A 15,049-nucleotide genomic window follows, 5' to 3' on the forward strand; every position below is an offset into this window, starting at 1 on the left:
CGCTTGCCATTTTTCAAACGCCCGTTCATCAGCAACGCACGATGTCCGACGATCTGACCGAAGTGCAGGCCGCCGTCGTTCCCGACGGCTTTGTAATCAACCTCTGGCAGCGCGGCTTCGGCCGCACGGTCGGCCCGTTCTATTCCAAGCGCGACCTCGTCACGAACGACGAGATCATGGCGTTCCGGGTCGAGGAGCACCACGCCAACGGCATGGGCAACTGCCACGGCGGCATGCTGATGAGCTTCGCCGACATGGCCTGGGGCCGGGTGATCTCCAACCAGCGTGAGATCGGCTGGGTTACGGTGCGGCTGACCACCGACTTCCTCTCCGGCGCCCACATGGGCGAGTGGATCGAGGGCTCCAGCGAGATCATCGTCGAGCAGGACGACGTGTTCACCGTCCGCGGCCGCATCTGGTGCGCCGAGCGCACGCTGATGACCGGCACCGGCGTCTACAAGGGCATCCGCTCGATCCAGCGCAAGCCGGGCGAGCGCGAGAAGAGGGGCGCTTAGGCCATGGCGATGGATCCCGCGATCAAGGAAGGCGCGCCGGTCGGCTACTATGACGACGACAGGCCGGTTTCGAGCGAACCCGGCACCCTGCCGCCGGAAGTCCAGGCCCCGCTGCTGCCGTTCCGCGGCCGCGAGCCGGACGCCCCGGCCTGGTTCCTCGACGCCATCGCCCAGGAGCCCGAGCGCAGCTTCGTCACCTCCAAGGGCAGCAAGCTCGAGCTGCTGACCTGGGGCGAGGTCGGCAAGCCCGGCCTGCTGCTGGTGCATGGCAACTCGGCTCACGCGGATTGGTGGAGCTTTATCGCGCCGTACCTGGCCAAGGACTACCGCGTCGCCTCGATGTCGCTGGCCGGCATGGGCGCCTCGGACTGGCGCGAGACCTACGCCTTCCAGGACTTCGCCGAGGACGCCGAGGCCTGCGCCCAGGCGGCTGGGCTCTATGCGGCCGGCAAGCCGGTCTATGTCGGCCACTCGTTCGGCGGGTCGCAGGTGTTCTTCGCCGCGGCCGCGCATCCCGAGCGGATGAAGGCGGCGGTCATGGTCGATGTCGGCTTCGGCGGCCCCCCGCCGGACAGCCCAGAAGGCAAGCGCATGCTGGAGGAGCAGGCCAAGCGGGTGGCCAACATCCCCACCGCCGACCGCGCCCAGAAGGTCTATCCGAGCATCCAGGCGGCGCTGGCCCGCTTCCGGTTCATGCCGCCCCAAGCCGCAGGCAACCTGTTCATCGCCGACTTCATCGCCCGCCGGTCGCTGAAGCGCGCGCCGATGGAGGACGGTTCGGGCGAGGGCTGGACCTGGCGGTTCGACCCCAACATGTGGAACAAGCTCGACCGCACGGCGATGAACCAGATGATGGTCGGCGGAAAGCCCAAGGTCGATGTGCCGCTGGCGCACATCTTCGGCGACCGCTCGGTGATCATCACGCGTCGGACCGAGGGCCAGACCACGCCGCTGCCCGACGACATCCTGGAGATCGCCATCCCAGACTCGGCCCACCACGTCATGGTCGACCAGCCGTTGGCCCTGGTGGCGGCCCTGCGCTCGCTGCTGGCGGTTTGGCCCGCCTAGGACAAGCGGCGCCAGGAACCCTTGAGGCCGGCCTGCGGTTCGTGTAGGTCCGGCGGCAACAGAATTTTCGAAGAGAGAGACGGCTCCGCCATGGCTTCCGAATACCACCGCGGCGACATGGACATCCACGAGCAGACCTCGACCTACCACCTGTTCGTCATGCTGACGAAGTGGGGTTCGCTGGCCCTGACCGCGCTGCTGGTGTTCCTGGTGCTGGCGTTCTGCACCCCGACCAGCTTCCTCGGCAGCCTGGCGATCGGCGTGGTCATCGCCGTCGGCGGCTTCTTCGTCCTGCGCGAGCACGGCGGCGACGACGCCCACTAAGGGCGATCACGTTTCAAGATTTCGAAGGGCGGGCGCCGGCGACGGCGCCCGCCCTTTGTCGTTTTAGTCCAGCAGCGCCTGGATCGAGGCCAGGTCGAGCTCGGACGCCGCGGCCTTGAGCTTGGGCTCGAGGATCTTGTGGCCATGGCCGCCGGGGATCGGGGTGGAGATCGCCACCAGCTGGATCGCGCCCTTGCGAGCGCCCTTGTCGAAATAGGCGGGGTCGAGCCGGACGATCGGCGCGGCGCCCTTGGCGCAGTCGCCGAACAACTCGCTCAGCCGCGAACTGGCGCAGGCTGGCGCCGTGAGCTGCTGCGGGGTCAGCGCCGCCCGGGTCGGGGCCAGGCGCGCGTCGCCGGGGATCTCCTTGGCCAGCCACTCGAGGTACTCGCCCTTGGTCATCGGCCGATAGGGCAGCCGGCCCGGCTTGGCGACCAGGATCACCTGGCGGATGCCGACCTGGAAGACCGGGAAGCCCTGGATCGCGGTCATCTTCATCGGCAGGTCGCGCGGCTGGTCGAGCCGGTCGCCGTTGTCGTTGGGGTAGAGCGCGGCGAGGCTATTGAACCGTATCTGGAAGGTCGGGCCCTCCAACCTGCCCATATAGGCCCCTTCGGAGTCCGGCTTGGCGCCGGCTTCCAGGTTGATCATCTGCGGGATCATGGTCGCGCGGGCGAGGAAAGGCTGGCCCTGCGGCTGATCGCTGGGCGGGCTGTCGATGGTCAGCGAGCGCGTGATCGAAAAGCCGCGCGGCTGGCGCAGGGTCGGCGTGGCCAGCACCTGGTCGATGATCGTCCCGGCCTTGGCGGTGAAGGCCTTCACCTCGGCCGGCGGCAGGGCGCCGATCACCTGGACGCTGAGCGGCGCCACTCGACCCTTGGCGGCGGCCGAGGCCGGGCTTTGCTGGGCGTGGGCGGGCGCGGCCAGGGCGAAGGCGGCTGCGGTCAGGAGCGCCAGGCGCACGGTCAGCAGCCCTTCTCGGTCATCAGCGACCGCACGCGCTCCAGGCGGCGCGCCTGCGGCCCGGCGGCCGGCGGCGCAGCGTCCTGCGTCGCGGCGGCCGCGGCCTGCGAGCCGGCGGACCGCATCATCTGCTGGGCCAAGAGGGTTCCCTCGCCGGCGTCGGCGCGGGCGATCATGCCAGGGCCGGCGGAGGCGAGCGCCGAGCCGGCGAACCCCATGAATTTACGACCGGCTTCGGCGCGCTGGGCGCGACGGGCCTCGGCGTCCTCGATCTTGCCGGCTTCGGCCGACAGCGCCTCGCAGGACAGAGAGTCGTCGCCCGGGCGTATGGCGCCCTGCGCGAGGGCGGACGAGGAGGCGGCGGTCGCGAGCGCGGCGGACAGGACAAGTGCAGTTCTTTTCACAGGTCACCGACATTTTCTGGTTTGAGCGCGTGAGCGGTGACGCGGATTGAGGGCGTCCGTCAGCTGCGCTTCGACCGGCGCGGACGGCGGTTCGACCAGGGGCGACAGGCCATCGACAAACCCTGAGCGCCAAAGGGATTGCCCATCAAACAATTGTTTGAATGTTGCACTGCGGTCGCTGGACAATGGCTGGCGGCGACCTCTATGGTCGCCGGCAGGTAGGGAACGATTAGGGGGATAAGGGGCGCATGACGACGATCGCCGTCACCAAGGAACGCCGCGCGGGAGAGACACGCGTGGCCACGACCCCGGAAACCGTCAAGAAACTCATCGGCGCCGGCTTCTCGGTGGTGGTCGAGGCGGGCGCGGGAGCGGCCGCCAGCTATCCCGACGCCGACTACGAGGCGGCCGGCGCGACGCTGGCCAAGACCGCCCAGGACGCCATCGGCAAGGCCGACATCCTGTTCAAGGTGCGCGCGCCCGTAGACGAGGAGATCGCTGCGCTGAAGAGCGGCGCGATCGTCGTCGCCAGCCTCAACGCCTATGTCGAGAAGGACTCGCTGAAGGCGCTGGCCGCCAAGGGTGCGACCGCCTTCGCCATGGAGTTCGTGCCGCGGATCACCCGCGCGCAGGTCATGGACGTGCTGTCCTCGCAGGCCAACCTGGCCGGCTATCGCGCCGTGATCGAAGGCGCCGAGGCCTACGGCAAGGCGCTGCCGATGATGATGACCGCCGCGGGCACCGTCGCCGCCGCCAAGGTGTTCGTGATGGGGGTCGGCGTCGCCGGCCTGCAGGCCATCGCCACGGCGCGGCGCCTGGGCGCGGTGGTCACCGCCACCGACGTGCGCCCGGCCACCAAGGAGCAGGTCGAGAGCCTGGGCGCCAAGTTCCTGGCCGTCGAGGACGAAGAGTTCAAGAACGCCCAGACCGCCGGCGGCTACGCCAAGGAGATGAGCGCCGAGTACCAGGCCAAGCAGGCCGAGCTGGTCTCCAGCCATATCGCCAAGCAGGACATCGTCATCACCACGGCGCTGATCCCCGGCCGTCCGGCCCCCAAGCTGGTCAGCGCCGCGCAGGTCGCCTCGATGAAGCCGGGCTCGGTGCTGGTCGACCTGGCCATCGAGCAGGGCGGCAACGTCGAGGGCGCGAAGCTGGACGAGGTGGTCGTGACCGCCAATGGCGCCAAGATCCTCGGCAAGTCGAACCTGCCGGGCCGCATCGCCGCCGACGCCAGCGCGCTCTACGCCCGCAACCTGTTCGCCTTCTCCGGGCTGTTCCTCGACAAGGAGGGCAAGTTCGCCCCCGACTACGAGGACGAAATCCTGAAGGCCGCGCTCGTCACCCAGGGCGGCGCGATCGTCCATCCCAACCTGACCGCCTGACCGGAGCCGCACCGATGGAAGCTGTCGATCCAACCGTCTTCCGCCTGGCGATCTTCGTCCTGGCGATCTTCGTGGGCTACTACGTCGTCTGGAGCGTGACGCCGGCCCTGCACACGCCGCTGATGGCGGTGACCAACGCCATTTCGTCCGTGATCATCGTCGGCGCGCTGCTGGCCGCCGCCGCCAGCGGATCGGACGGGGAGCTGACCAAGAACGTGCTGATCTCCAAGGGGGCCGGCGCCGTCGCCGCGGCCTTCGCGGCGGTCAACATCTTCGGCGGGTTCCTCGTCACCCAGCGCATGCTGGCCATGTACAAGAAGAAGCAAAAGTAGAGGGAGCGGGGGGAACATGAACGCTAATCTCGCCGCCATCGCCTACATCGTCTCGGGCGTCCTCTTCATCCTGGCCCTGCGGGGCCTGTCGTCGCCGACCACCAGCCAGGCGGGCAACCGCAACGGCATGATCGGCATGGCCATCGCCGTCGGCACCGCGCTGGCCACGCTGGCCACCCAAGGCAAGCTCGACGCCCTGACCCTGGGCCTGATCCTCGGCGGCATCGCCGTCGGCGGCGCGGTCGGGGCGGTCATCGCGCGCAAGGTCGCGATGACCTCGATGCCGCAGCTGGTCGCCGCCTTCCACAGCCTGGTCGGCATGGCCGCCTGTCTGGTGGCGGTCGCCGCGATCCACACACCGCAGGCCTACGGCATCGCGACGCCCGACGGCCATGTCCACATGACCTCGCTGATCGAGCTGTCGTTGGGCCTGGCGATCGGCGCCATCACCTTCACCGGGTCGGTGATCGCGTTCGCCAAGCTGAATGGCAACATGTCGGGCGCGCCGATCCTGCTGCCGGCCCGTCACCTGCTGAACATCCTCATCGCCCTGGCCATCGTCGGCCTGGTGGTGGTGCTGGTGATGAGCGGCGGCCAGGCGATCTGGGCGTTCTGGGCCATCTTCGCCCTGGCGCTGCTGATCGGCGTCACCCTGATCATCCCGATCGGCGGCGCGGACATGCCCGTCGTGGTGTCGATGCTGAACAGCTATTCCGGCTGGGCGGCGGCGGCGCTGGGTTTCACGCTCGAGAACGTCACCCTGATCATCACCGGGGCCCTGGTCGGCTCGTCCGGCGCGATCCTCAGCTACATCATGTGCAAGGGCATGAACCGCAGCTTCGTCTCAGTGATCCTCGGCGGCTTCGGCGCCGACGACAGCGCCGCGGCGGCTGGCGGCGGCAAGGTCGAAACCCGGCCGGTCAAGCAGGGCTCGGCCGACGACGCGGCCTTCATCATGAAGAACGCCAGCAAGGTGATCATCGTCCCGGGCTACGGCATGGCCGTCAGCCAGGCGCAGCACGCGCTGCGCGAGATGGCCGACAAGCTGAAGGAGGAAGGCGTCGACGTGAAGTACGCCATCCATCCCGTCGCGGGCCGGATGCCGGGCCACATGAACGTGCTGCTGGCCGAGGCCAACGTGCCCTATGACGAGGTCTTCGAGCTGGAGGACATCAACGCCGAGTTCCCGACCGCCGACGTGGCGTTCGTGATCGGGGCCAACGACGTCACCAACCCGGCCGCCAAGACCGACCCGACCAGCGCGATCTACGGGATGCCGATCCTGGACGTCGAAAAGGCTCGGACCGTTCTCTTCGTGAAGCGCGGCATGTCGTCGGGCTACGCCGGCGTCGAGAACGAACTCTTCTTCCGCGACAACACGATGATGCTGTTCGGCGACGCCAAGAAGATGGTCGAGGGGATCCTGAAGGGCCTCTGATCGTCGAGCATCAAGGTCCTTGCGGAGGGGCGCGCCCAGCGATGGGCGCGCCCTTTTCGTTGCGCCCGGGGTGGCGCTACAGTCAAGTTGAGTAAAATTACAAGCAACGCTTATGCGTGCGAATGATATCGTCACAAGGTTCCGTGGCGCGACAATGTGCGCCACACGAAATTCGTATGAGCGACATCTTTTGGGTTAAAAGGTCCGCCAATCAGCTTCCCCGCAGAGCGGGGCGTCGTCGCAGCTAGGCCGCATCACCTCTAGTGGCCGCTTGTATAGCTCGACTGTACTGGAAGAGGTCGCTTCTTGAATTCGATGAGCTTGGCCGCGCAGTACGGCATGCGTCACTTTTGGGTCGAAGGCCTGCTGTCGGTGGTCATGACGCTGAGCGTCGTCACCGCCGCCTATGCGACCACGGTCATCGCCCCCCGCGCGCCCGAGCCGCAGCCGACCTATGCCAAGGTGATGGAGGCGGCGCCCCCCGCGCCACCCCCGCCGCCCGAACCGGAGTTCGCGTTTGGCGAGCCGGTGGCGGGGCACACGGTCAATTCGCCGTTCGGCCTGCGCCGCATGCCCTGGGAGAGCCACGGGCGGCTGCACCGCGGGGTCGACATCGCCGCGCCGTCGGGAACGCCAGTGACCGCGGTGGAGGACGGCGTGATCGTGCAGGCCGGGACCAGCCCGTCCTACGGCCGCTTCGTCGAGGTCAAGCACGAGGGCGGGCTGACCAGCTTCTACGCTCACCTCGGACGCATCGAGCGCGGGGCCAAGGCCGGGACCAGCGTGAACGGGGGGACGGTGATCGGCCGCATCGGTTCGAGCGGAATCTCCACCGGTCCCCACCTGCACTTCGAGATGCGCCGCGGAGAGACCCCGCTCAATCCGACCGCATTCATCGGCCGTGAGTTCGCGAGCGCCGAGCAACTGCCGCTGAAGACGGCCGCCTACTATCCGAAGAAGGTGCGGGTGGCGCAGGGCTCCGGCGGCGGCAAGCATCGCAAGGCCGCCGGCGAGCGCGTCGTGGCCCGTCTGGAGGTCGCCGGCTAGCGCGGACGCGGCTTGCCGAACGCGCGGTCGGCCACGAAGGCGCCGAACAGGATCGCGGCGATCGCGCTGACCGCCATCCAGACCGGATGCGGGATGCTGGTCATGTTGAAGACCGACAGCGACAGGATAATCAGGGCGACAATGCGCCCGGCCCAGGGGCGGCGGCCGGCGATCAGGTTGGCGCTCGAGGCGCCGCCGAGCGTGCCGAGGAACCAGGCCAGCAGCACGGCGAACTTGGCCGGCGTCGGAATCATGGCCATGGCGGTGGCGAGTTGCGCCGGGTCGGTGAGGTTCACCCCCGGCGGCGGCGGGAAGATCGTATGGCCGACGCCCTCGACCGCGAGAATAACGAGCAGGCCGACGATCAGTCCGAGCACGACGCCCAAGGCCGTTCGCAAGATCGTCCGCAACATTCCCATCGACTCCTAGTTTGGGCGGCAACCTCGACTAGATTGGGATGATGCTCAAGGTATGCAGATGACGGCCCAGCGTTTTCACCCGTCCCGGGGCCAGTTGGTGGACATCGGCGGACGTCGGATCCGCGCCACGCCGGCCGGACCGCAGAACGACCGGCCGCTGATCGTTCTGGAATGCGGCGCGTTCGGCTGCGCCGCCGACTGGGCGGTGGTGCAGGAGCGGCTCACCGCCAGGGGGCTGCGCAGCCTCGCCTACGACCGCGCCGGCCTCGGCTATTCCGATCCCAGCCCGGAGCCGCGCGACGGCCGTGCGATCGCCGCCGACCTGGAATCGCTGCTGGCGCATTTGGGGGAGACCGGGCCGATCGTCTACACCGGCCACTCGATGGCCGGGCTGATGGCGCGGGTGTTCGTGCCGCGCAACCGCGAGCGGGTGCTGGGCGTGGTGCTGGTCGACGCGGTGACGCCCGAGATGCTGGACGTGCGCGGCACGGCGGTGGGCATCCACGCCTATCGCGGCGCCATGAAGCTGGTCGGCGCCTGGTCCGGCGCCGGGTTCATGCGGCCGGTGTCGCTGGTGATCGGCGACCTGATCGGCCTGGAGGGCGAGGCGCGCAAAGAAAAGCGCCGGGTCTACGGCTCGGCCAGCCACACGCGCTGGGCGGCCGAGGAGGTCCAGAACTGGCCGAACACCTCGGCCCTGGGGCGCGAGGCCGGCGGCTTCGCGCCGGAGCTGCCCGTGGCGGTGGTCACGGCGGGCGATGCGACGACGCAGGCGCGGCTCAAGGCGCTGCAGGTCGTCCCCGCCGAGCGCTCCGAGCACGGCTACGTCGCCCACGTCAGCGGCGCCAACCACGCCAACCTGTTGGGCAAGGCCTTCGCCGACCCGATCGTCGCCGGCGTGGAGCACGTGTTGGGGACGGTCGCCCGCTAGGGCTCGCGTTCGACGGCGCCGGTCGCGGCGAGCAGTCGCTCGCGCACTAGGCTGCGGACCGACAGGCCTGGGGTCTCTTCAAGCAGCGGGCAGGCGGCTTGGTCGCCGTCGAGCACGACCGGCAGGGCGGCGCGGGCGCGGACCGGGACGTCGCGAAGGGCCGCCCGCTGGGCGCGCGGCAGTTGCGCCGCATGGCCGGACAGCGGGGCGATCACCGCCACCCGCTGGGCGGTGATCTCGAAGCGGCCGTCCCAGACCACCTGTTCGCCCGGAGCCAGCATCTGGTCGGCGAGGCCGGAGCGGAGCAGCTCCCCCGGCTCGCGCATGAACAGGGCGCGCCCGTCCTTGGCCTGGATCCGCGCCCCCGCGAGGGTGGCGATGAACGGCTCGTGCAGGGCCAGGTGCTCCATGACCCGCGCCAGTCGGTCGGCGCGCGGCGGGCGGGTGGTGCCAGCCGCGCAGAGGGCGGCGGCGGCGACCAGTCGTTCCGGCAGCCGTGCGCTCGGCAGGTCGATCACGCCGGCGGCGTCGATCTGGGCGGCGGCGGCGAGTTCGGCCAACTCCGGCTCCAGCTCTGCGGGCGGCGCGACGGCGGACGGCTCGGCGAGCCTTGCGCGGGCGCGGGCGAAGCGCTGATCGTCGTTGGCCGGATCGTCGATCCAGGTCTCGCCCAGCTCGCTGAGCCAATCGCGCACCTGCGCGCGGCTGGCGGCCAGCATCGGGCGCAGCAGGAACACCCCGCGCCCCTCAGGCCAGGCCGGCGAGGGCGCCCACTCGCGCGGCGACGGCGTGGTCGAACCCTCGGCGCGCATGGCGGCGGCCTCCGCCAGGTCGCTGGCGGTGTGGCCCATCAGGACGACCCGGGCGCCGATGGCGCGGGCGGCGTCGGCCAGCAGTCGGTGGCGGGCGGCGCGGGCGGCGGCGGGCAGGCCCTGGGCGGGCTTGTCGCCGGTCCAGGCCAGCGGATGGAAGGAGGCGCCCAGCCGAGCCGCGAGCGCCGCGCAGGCGGCGCTCCAGGCGGCGCTGTCGGGGTTGAGACCGTGATCGACGGTGAGGATCGCCAGCCGCCGGCCGTGGACCTGGGACCAGTCGGCGGCCATCAGGGCCAGGGCGCGGGAATCGCCGCCGCCCGACAGCGCGACCGCTATCGGCGCGGCCGAGACGGCGGCGAGCCGCCGGTCGAGGACGGCGCGGACGACCGTCCCTAGGTCGCTCAGGCCGAGCACTTGGCCTGGGTGCGGGCCTGGGCCGCGCGGGTCTGCACGGTGGTTGAGGCCTTCGGATAGCGCTTGGCGAGTTCGGCCAGGGTCTGGCAGGCGTCGGCGGGCTTCTTCAGCGCGATCAGAGACCGCGACAGCTCCAGCACGGCGTCGGGGGCCCAGGTGGTCTGCGGCCAGCCGCGGATGGCGGCGATGTAGGAGCCGGCGGCGTCGGCGTGGGCGCCGCGGGCGGTGAGGGTCTTGCCCAGCCAGTAGCGGGCCTCGGGCGCCTTGGCGTTGTCGCCATAGGCGGCGACGTAGTCGCGGAAGCCGGCCTCGGCGACGGCGTAGTCGCCGGCCAGCATCGCCTGGCGCGACTGACTGAAGGCGTCGTTGGCCGACAGGCCCGCGGTCGGAGCGGGAGCCGGGCCGCCGGCCAAGCCGCCGCCGGCGGGCGCCGAGCCGGTCGCGGCCAGCGCCCCGCTCTCGAGGTTGGCGATGCGGTCGGACAACGACTTGTTCTCGGCGCGCAGGCTGTCGGCCTCGCGCTTGGCCAGTTCGGCCTGGCGGTTGGCGTTCTCCAGGTCGCCGGTCATCCGGGTCATGGACTGCTCCATGTCGGCCAGCCGGCGGCTGACCTCCTGGAGCTGGTAGTCGGTCTCGGCCGGCTGCACGACGACGGGCTTGCCGCTGTCGCGGCCCTGGAACACGATCGAGCGCAGCTCGCGCATCACCTGTTCCATGCGGTCCAGGCGCCGCGCGTCGCGGGCGTCCAGCGGGTCCATCGGGACCTGGGCCACCGCGGTGGAGGCGATCAGGGTGAGGGCGAGCGGCAGGGCGAGACGGGCAAGCTTCATAGTCGGCATCATCTGCAAAAACGGACGGCCAAAATGCGGCTGTTCGGTGAGGAAGGCAAAGTAGAGCGCAAATGCAAAGAGGGGACCCGAAGGCCCCCTCCCGCAAACTGCAAGCAACGGGCTTACTGAGCGCCCGAGGTGATCGCCGTGTGGGCGTTCCGGTTGCGCTGGTAGGCTTCCTCGTTGGCGCCGGCGTCGATCGGCTTTTCCTTGCCGTACGACACGGTCGAGATGCGCGACGGCTGCACGCCGCGCTGCACCAGGTATTCGCGCACCGAGTTGGCGCGGCGCGAACCGAGGGCGAGGTTGTACTCACGGGTGCCGCGTTCGTCGGCGTTGCCTTCGATGCGGATCTGGACGTTCGGATAGCGCACCAGCCACGCGGCCTGCGCGTCGAGCAGCGGCGAGGCGTCCGCGCGGACGCTGTAGCTGTCGAGGTCGAAATAGACGCGGTCGCCGACGTTGACCGTGAAGTCCTGGATCGAACCCGGGATCACCGACGAGGTCGGGGGCGGCGCGGGAGCCGGTTCCGGGGCGGGCGCAGGGGCCGGCGCGGGCGTCGGTTCCGGCGCGGGGGCCGGCTTCGGGCGCGAGGCGCAGGCCGTGACCGAGATGGCGGCGGCTGCAACCAGGCTCAGTCGCAGGGCGTGCTTGATACTGAAGCGTTGCACGTTTGCTTCTCCAATTAATAAGTTACGACGACGGCGGTCCCCACAGCCAGTTCCTTGTTCTACCCGGCTTTGCCGTTACCGGACATTTCAAAAGTCCGTTGGGGGGAATTTTAAACCTGGAAACACTGGTTAGTTCAGCAGCGGCGACCAGGCGGGATCGGACCCGGAGCCCGGATAGGGCGCAGCGCGCTCGATCCGGCCGGTGACGTCCACCGTCCACAAACGCGGAGCTCCACCAGGCGTTTCGCGGCTGAACATCAGCACCCGGCCGTTGGGCGCCCAGGTCGGGCCCTCGTCCATGTAGCTGCTGGTCAGGATGCGCTCGTCCGAGCCGTCGGGCTTCATGATGCCGATGTGGAACTCGCCGCCGGTCTGCTTGGTGAAGGCGATGTACTCGCCGGTCGGGCTCCAGACCGGAGTGGTGTAGCGGCCGGACCCGAACGAGATGCGTCGGCCGCCGCCGCCGTTGGCGCCCATGACGTAGAGCTGGGCGCTGCCGCCGCGGTCGGAGTTGTAGACGATCTGCGAACCGTCCGGCGAGAACGACGGAGAGGTCTCGATCGACGGGTCGGAGGTCAGGCGGTTGGACGAGCGGCTGCGCAGGTCCATCACGTAGATGTCGGTGTTGCCGGCCCGCTCGACCGAGAAAGCGACGCGGCCGCCGTCGGGCGAGAAGCGCGGGGCGAAGACCATGCCGGGGAAGTTGCCGAGCGTCTCGCGACGGCCGCTCTCCAGGTTGAACAGGTAGATCGACGAGCCCTCCGGCCGCAGGGCCATGTAGGTGATCTCCTGGCTGGTCGAGGAGAACCGCGGGGTCATGACGATGTAGGAACCGTCGGTCAGGTAGGACGGGTTGGCCCCGTCCTGGTCCATGATCGCCAGCTGCTTGCGGCGGTTCAGGCGGTCGCCGCTCTCGGAGACGAACACCACGCGGGTGTCGAAATAGCCTTTCTCGCCGGTCAGCCGCTCATAGACCGCGTCCGAGATCTTGTGCGCCACGCGCCGCCAGTTGTCGGGGGTCGAGGTGAACTGCAGGCCGAGCAGCTGCTGCTCGGAATAGACGTCCCAGAGCCGGAAGTTGACGGTCAGGCGGCCGCCCTCGACCGTGACCTGACCGTTCACCAGCGCTTGGGCGTTGAGCACCTTCCAGTCGGGGAAGCGCGGCTGGACGTTGACGTCGAGGGTCTTTTCGATGTGCGCGGCCGGCGGGATCGGCGCGAACAGGCCCGAGCGCTCGAGGTTGCCGGTGATGACCTGGGCGATCTCGGCGCCCTGCTGGCCGCCGAAGGCCGGGATGGCGATGGGCAGCGGCTTGACGTCGCCACGGTTGATGTCGACCTCGATCTGCGCGCGGGCCGGCGCGGTGATCGCCGCCGACGTAAGGAGCGCGGCGAATACGGCCAGGGCCAGGGTCCTCAGGCGCATGGGGCGGTTCTCCTTGTTCACGAACAGGCCTCACTGGTCTTGAAGTTCAGGTCGAAGCGCTGGCCGTAGAGCGAGCGGGGCAGGCGAGTGAAGGGCGCGGCAGCATAGACCGCACGGATCGCCCGTTCGGCTGCGGCCTTGACCACCGGATCGGCGGAATTCTCGGCGCCGTTGGCGCCGACCTGGCCGACGACCTGGCCGCCGCCGCCGAGGGTGAACGACACCTTCAGGCGGACGTCCCGGCCGCCCTCGACGTTGCAGTTGGGGTTCCAGCGCTTCTGGATCTCGTCGCTCATGCCGGCGATCGCCGCGGCCGCCTGGCCCGAACCGAGGTCGGGGCGCGCCTCGGGCGCGGTGGCCTGGCGAGCGGGCCCCTTGGCCGCCGACGAGCGCTGGGCGCCGGGAAGGCTGGCGGCCAGGGCGTCGAGGTCGAGACCCTTCTCGGCCTTGGGGGCTGGTTTGGCGGGCGCCTTCTGGGCCGGCGCGGCGGGGGCCGGCTTCGGCGTCGGGGCCGGCGCGGGTTTCGGGACCGGAGCGGCCTTGGGCGCAGGGGCCGGCGTCGGCGCGGGCTTGGGCGGGACCGGAACCGGCTGCGGCGTCGGCGCGGGCGCGGCCGGCGGGGCGGGCGCCTCGGGCACCGGCTCTTCGGTCTGGGCGGGGAGGTCTTCCGGACCCTGTTCGGCGGGCGCCAGATCGGTCACCGGCGCGTTGGCGACGATGTTGATCGGCACGGCCGAGCCGAGCGGCAGCTGCCGGGCCCACGGCCAGGAGATCATGGCGGCGACGATCACCCCTGCGTGCAGCAGGGTGGATGCGAGCATCGCGCCGGAGAATTCGGACCTTTCCCGGGCCATCAGCGCCTCAGCGCGGCTCGCCGCCCGAAGACGGTCCGCCGGTGTCGGTGATCAGGTTGATGCTGTTGAAGCCCGAGGTCGACAGCGCGGCCATCACCTGGGCGACGATCGCATAGGAAGCGCGGCCGTCGGCGCGCACATAGATCGGCTTGGCCTGGTCGTCGCCGGCCATGGCCCGCAGGCGCGGCGCCAGGCTGGTGAACGCCACCGCGTCTTCCTGGATGAACACCGAGCCGTCCTGGCGGATCGAGACCGTCAGCGGCTCCTTGGGATCCTCCATCGCGCCGGCCTCGGTCTTCGGCAGCTCGACCTCGACGCCGCTGGTCAGCAGCGGGGCCGAGACCATGAAGATGATCAGCAGCACCAGCATCACGTCGACCAGCGGCGTGACGTTGATCTCGGACAGCGCCCCGCGCGAGCGACGGCCGCGCCGGCGTCGCGAGCCGCCGGGGGCGGAGAACGCGTCGTGGGAGGAAAGCGCCATGACCCTTAGCCCCGCTCGGCCAGACGGCGCTGGATGGCGGTCGAGAGGTCGTCGGCGAAGCCTTCGAGCCGGCCGGCGTACTTGCCGGCGTCAGTCGAGAACTTGTTGAAGGCGATGTAGGCGGGGATCGCCGCGATCAGGCCGATCGCGGTGGCGAACAGCGCCTCGGCGATCGAGGGGGCGACGACGGCGAGGTTGGTCGACTTCTCGACGGCGATCGCCTGGAAGGCCTTCATGATCCCCCAGACGGTGCCGAACAGGCCGATGAACGGCGAGGCGGTGGCGACAATGGCCAGCGACCCGAGGCCGTTTTCAACCCGCGCGCTTTCGCGGGCGATGGTCGTGTCGAGGGCGCGGTCGATGCGCTGAATCAGGAAGGCGGTCTGGCTCTCGGAGACCAGCCCCCGGGCGCGGGCGTCGCGCCACTCCTTCAACGCGCCCTGCAGCATGCGCGGCAGCGCCTGGGTCGGGCGCTCGCCGTGCTCGGCGGCGATGTCTTCCAGCGAGCGGCCCGAAGACACCTGGTCCTCGAAGGCGCTGGCCTCCTTGTTGAGCTTGGTCAGGCGCAGAGACTTGTCGATGATGACGGTCCACGACCACAGGGAGGCCAGGATCAATCCGATCATCACCGCCTTCACGACCCAGTCGGCGCGAATGAACAGGTTGATGAAACTGAAGCTGTCGGCGGTGATCGCAGCGGGGTCCATGCGCTCGTAGGGCTCCGTAAGAAAGGCAG

The 15,049-nt window shown here is 69.8% G+C and carries 18 protein-coding genes; 8 read left to right on the forward strand and 10 right to left on the reverse strand.

Features of this window, described 5'->3' with window-relative positions:
* The first annotated feature begins 41 nt into the window (after positions 1-41).
* From AC1Q87_RS12860 to AC1Q87_RS12870, 3 genes are all read left to right on the forward strand, one after another.
* On the forward strand, positions 42-515 hold the full coding sequence (locus AC1Q87_RS12860; RefSeq protein ID WP_492609328.1) for a PaaI family thioesterase: 474 nt from the start codon (positions 42-44) through the stop codon (positions 513-515).
* Positions 516-518: 3 nt separating this feature from the next.
* Positions 519-1,583, forward strand: coding sequence for an alpha/beta fold hydrolase (locus AC1Q87_RS12865; RefSeq protein WP_492609329.1), 1,065 nt, complete (start codon positions 519-521; stop codon positions 1,581-1,583).
* A gap of 90 nt (positions 1,584-1,673) precedes the next feature.
* The gene (locus tag AC1Q87_RS12870) at positions 1,674-1,907 is read left to right on the forward strand and encodes an aa3-type cytochrome c oxidase subunit IV (protein WP_492609330.1); all 234 of its coding nucleotides are present in this window, start codon (positions 1,674-1,676) and stop codon (positions 1,905-1,907) included.
* A gap of 63 nt (positions 1,908-1,970) precedes the next feature.
* Here AC1Q87_RS12870 and AC1Q87_RS12875 read toward each other — a convergent pair whose 3' ends face one another.
* Positions 1,971-2,870, reverse strand: coding sequence for a hypothetical protein (locus AC1Q87_RS12875; RefSeq protein ID WP_492609331.1), 900 nt, complete (start codon positions 2,868-2,870; stop codon positions 1,971-1,973).
* Between the two features lie 2 nt (positions 2,871-2,872).
* The gene (locus AC1Q87_RS12880; RefSeq protein WP_492609332.1) at positions 2,873-3,274 is read right to left on the reverse strand and encodes a hypothetical protein; all 402 of its coding nucleotides are present in this window, start codon (positions 3,272-3,274) and stop codon (positions 2,873-2,875) included.
* Between the two features lie 248 nt (positions 3,275-3,522).
* Here AC1Q87_RS12880 and AC1Q87_RS12885 point away from each other — a divergent pair, with 248 nt between their 5' ends.
* The 4 genes from AC1Q87_RS12885 to AC1Q87_RS12900 all read left to right on the forward strand — a co-directional run bounded on the left by AC1Q87_RS12885 (position 3,523) and on the right by AC1Q87_RS12900 (position 7,473).
* Positions 3,523-4,656 carry a Re/Si-specific NAD(P)(+) transhydrogenase subunit alpha gene (locus AC1Q87_RS12885; RefSeq protein ID WP_492609333.1) on the forward strand — a complete coding sequence of 378 codons (1,134 nt, stop codon included), beginning with the start codon at positions 3,523-3,525 and terminating at the stop codon, positions 4,654-4,656.
* A gap of 14 nt (positions 4,657-4,670) precedes the next feature.
* Complete coding sequence (locus AC1Q87_RS12890; RefSeq protein WP_183776952.1) at positions 4,671-4,988, forward strand: proton-translocating transhydrogenase family protein; 318 nt, start codon at positions 4,671-4,673, stop codon at positions 4,986-4,988.
* Between the two features lie 16 nt (positions 4,989-5,004).
* Complete coding sequence (locus tag AC1Q87_RS12895) at positions 5,005-6,426, forward strand: NAD(P)(+) transhydrogenase (Re/Si-specific) subunit beta (RefSeq protein ID WP_492609334.1); 1,422 nt, start codon at positions 5,005-5,007, stop codon at positions 6,424-6,426.
* A gap of 315 nt (positions 6,427-6,741) precedes the next feature.
* Positions 6,742-7,473, forward strand: coding sequence for a M23 family metallopeptidase (locus tag AC1Q87_RS12900; protein WP_492609335.1), 732 nt, complete (start codon positions 6,742-6,744; stop codon positions 7,471-7,473).
* Here AC1Q87_RS12900 and AC1Q87_RS12905 read toward each other — a convergent pair.
* Positions 7,470-7,886, reverse strand: coding sequence for a hypothetical protein (locus tag AC1Q87_RS12905; RefSeq protein ID WP_492609336.1), 417 nt, complete (start codon positions 7,884-7,886; stop codon positions 7,470-7,472). The genes AC1Q87_RS12900 and AC1Q87_RS12905 overlap by 4 nt on opposite strands.
* Positions 7,887-7,989: 103 nt before the next feature.
* Between AC1Q87_RS12905 and AC1Q87_RS12910 the strand changes: the two genes are divergently transcribed.
* On the forward strand, positions 7,990-8,823 hold the full coding sequence (locus tag AC1Q87_RS12910) for an alpha/beta fold hydrolase (RefSeq protein WP_492609337.1): 834 nt from the start codon (positions 7,990-7,992) through the stop codon (positions 8,821-8,823).
* Here the strand turns inward: AC1Q87_RS12910 and tilS are convergent.
* The 7 genes from tilS to tolQ form a co-directional block, all read right to left on the reverse strand.
* Positions 8,820-10,040 (reverse strand): tRNA lysidine(34) synthetase TilS, encoded by a 1,221-nt coding sequence (gene tilS / locus AC1Q87_RS12915; protein ID WP_492610015.1) that lies wholly within the window; start codon positions 10,038-10,040, stop codon positions 8,820-8,822. The two genes, AC1Q87_RS12910 and tilS, sit on opposite strands and share 4 nt — an antisense overlap.
* Entirely contained in the window at positions 10,037-10,879 is an 843-nt protein-coding gene (gene ybgF, locus AC1Q87_RS12920; protein ID WP_492609338.1) for a tol-pal system protein YbgF, read from the reverse strand. The genes tilS and ybgF overlap by 4 nt, the downstream gene beginning before the upstream one ends.
* A 122-nt stretch (positions 10,880-11,001) precedes the next feature.
* Entirely contained in the window at positions 11,002-11,550 is a 549-nt protein-coding gene (gene pal, locus AC1Q87_RS12925; protein ID WP_492609339.1) for a peptidoglycan-associated lipoprotein Pal, read from the reverse strand.
* Positions 11,551-11,679: 129 nt separating this feature from the next.
* Complete coding sequence (gene tolB, locus AC1Q87_RS12930; protein ID WP_436059950.1) at positions 11,680-12,975, reverse strand: Tol-Pal system beta propeller repeat protein TolB; 1,296 nt, start codon at positions 12,973-12,975, stop codon at positions 11,680-11,682.
* A gap of 17 nt (positions 12,976-12,992) precedes the next feature.
* Positions 12,993-13,796 (reverse strand): energy transducer TonB, encoded by an 804-nt coding sequence (locus tag AC1Q87_RS12935; RefSeq protein WP_492609340.1) that lies wholly within the window; start codon positions 13,794-13,796, stop codon positions 12,993-12,995.
* Between the two features lie 40 nt (positions 13,797-13,836).
* Positions 13,837-14,313, reverse strand: coding sequence for an ExbD/TolR family protein (locus AC1Q87_RS12940; RefSeq protein ID WP_492609341.1), 477 nt, complete (start codon positions 14,311-14,313; stop codon positions 13,837-13,839).
* A gap of 5 nt (positions 14,314-14,318) precedes the next feature.
* Positions 14,319-15,020 carry a protein TolQ gene (tolQ, locus tag AC1Q87_RS12945; RefSeq protein WP_492609342.1) on the reverse strand — a complete coding sequence of 234 codons (702 nt, stop codon included), beginning with the start codon at positions 15,018-15,020 and terminating at the stop codon, positions 14,319-14,321.
* Positions 15,021-15,049: the final 29 nt, after the last annotated feature.

The organism is Phenylobacterium sp. GW823-FHT02A09, assembly GCF_058797775.1.

Excerpts from the sequence above, each read along its gene's own strand:
- AC1Q87_RS12900 (WP_492609335.1), top strand. The coding sequence starts at position 6,742 with ATGAGCTTGGCCGCGCAGTACGGCATGCGTCACTTTTGGGTCGAAGGC.
- AC1Q87_RS12905 (WP_492609336.1), bottom strand. The coding sequence starts at position 7,886 with ATGTTGCGGACGATCTTGCGAACGGCCTTGGGCGTCGTGCTCGGACTG.
- tolB (WP_436059950.1), bottom strand. The coding sequence starts at position 12,975 with ATGCGCCTGAGGACCCTGGCCCTGGCCGTATTCGCCGCGCTCCTTACG.
- AC1Q87_RS12885 (WP_492609333.1), top strand. The coding sequence starts at position 3,523 with ATGACGACGATCGCCGTCACCAAGGAACGCCGCGCGGGAGAGACACGC.
- AC1Q87_RS12870 (WP_492609330.1), top strand. The coding sequence starts at position 1,674 with ATGGCTTCCGAATACCACCGCGGCGACATGGACATCCACGAGCAGACC.
- AC1Q87_RS12895 (WP_492609334.1), top strand. The coding sequence starts at position 5,005 with ATGAACGCTAATCTCGCCGCCATCGCCTACATCGTCTCGGGCGTCCTC.
- tolQ (WP_492609342.1), bottom strand. The coding sequence starts at position 15,020 with ATGGACCCCGCTGCGATCACCGCCGACAGCTTCAGTTTCATCAACCTG.
- AC1Q87_RS12860 (WP_492609328.1), top strand. The coding sequence starts at position 42 with ATGTCCGACGATCTGACCGAAGTGCAGGCCGCCGTCGTTCCCGACGGC.
- AC1Q87_RS12865 (WP_492609329.1), top strand. The coding sequence starts at position 519 with ATGGCGATGGATCCCGCGATCAAGGAAGGCGCGCCGGTCGGCTACTAT.
- AC1Q87_RS12890 (WP_183776952.1), top strand. The coding sequence starts at position 4,671 with ATGGAAGCTGTCGATCCAACCGTCTTCCGCCTGGCGATCTTCGTCCTG.
- AC1Q87_RS12940 (WP_492609341.1), bottom strand. The coding sequence starts at position 14,313 with ATGGCGCTTTCCTCCCACGACGCGTTCTCCGCCCCCGGCGGCTCGCGA.
- ybgF (WP_492609338.1), bottom strand. The coding sequence starts at position 10,879 with ATGAAGCTTGCCCGTCTCGCCCTGCCGCTCGCCCTCACCCTGATCGCC.
- AC1Q87_RS12935 (WP_492609340.1), bottom strand. The coding sequence starts at position 13,796 with ATGCTCGCATCCACCCTGCTGCACGCAGGGGTGATCGTCGCCGCCATG.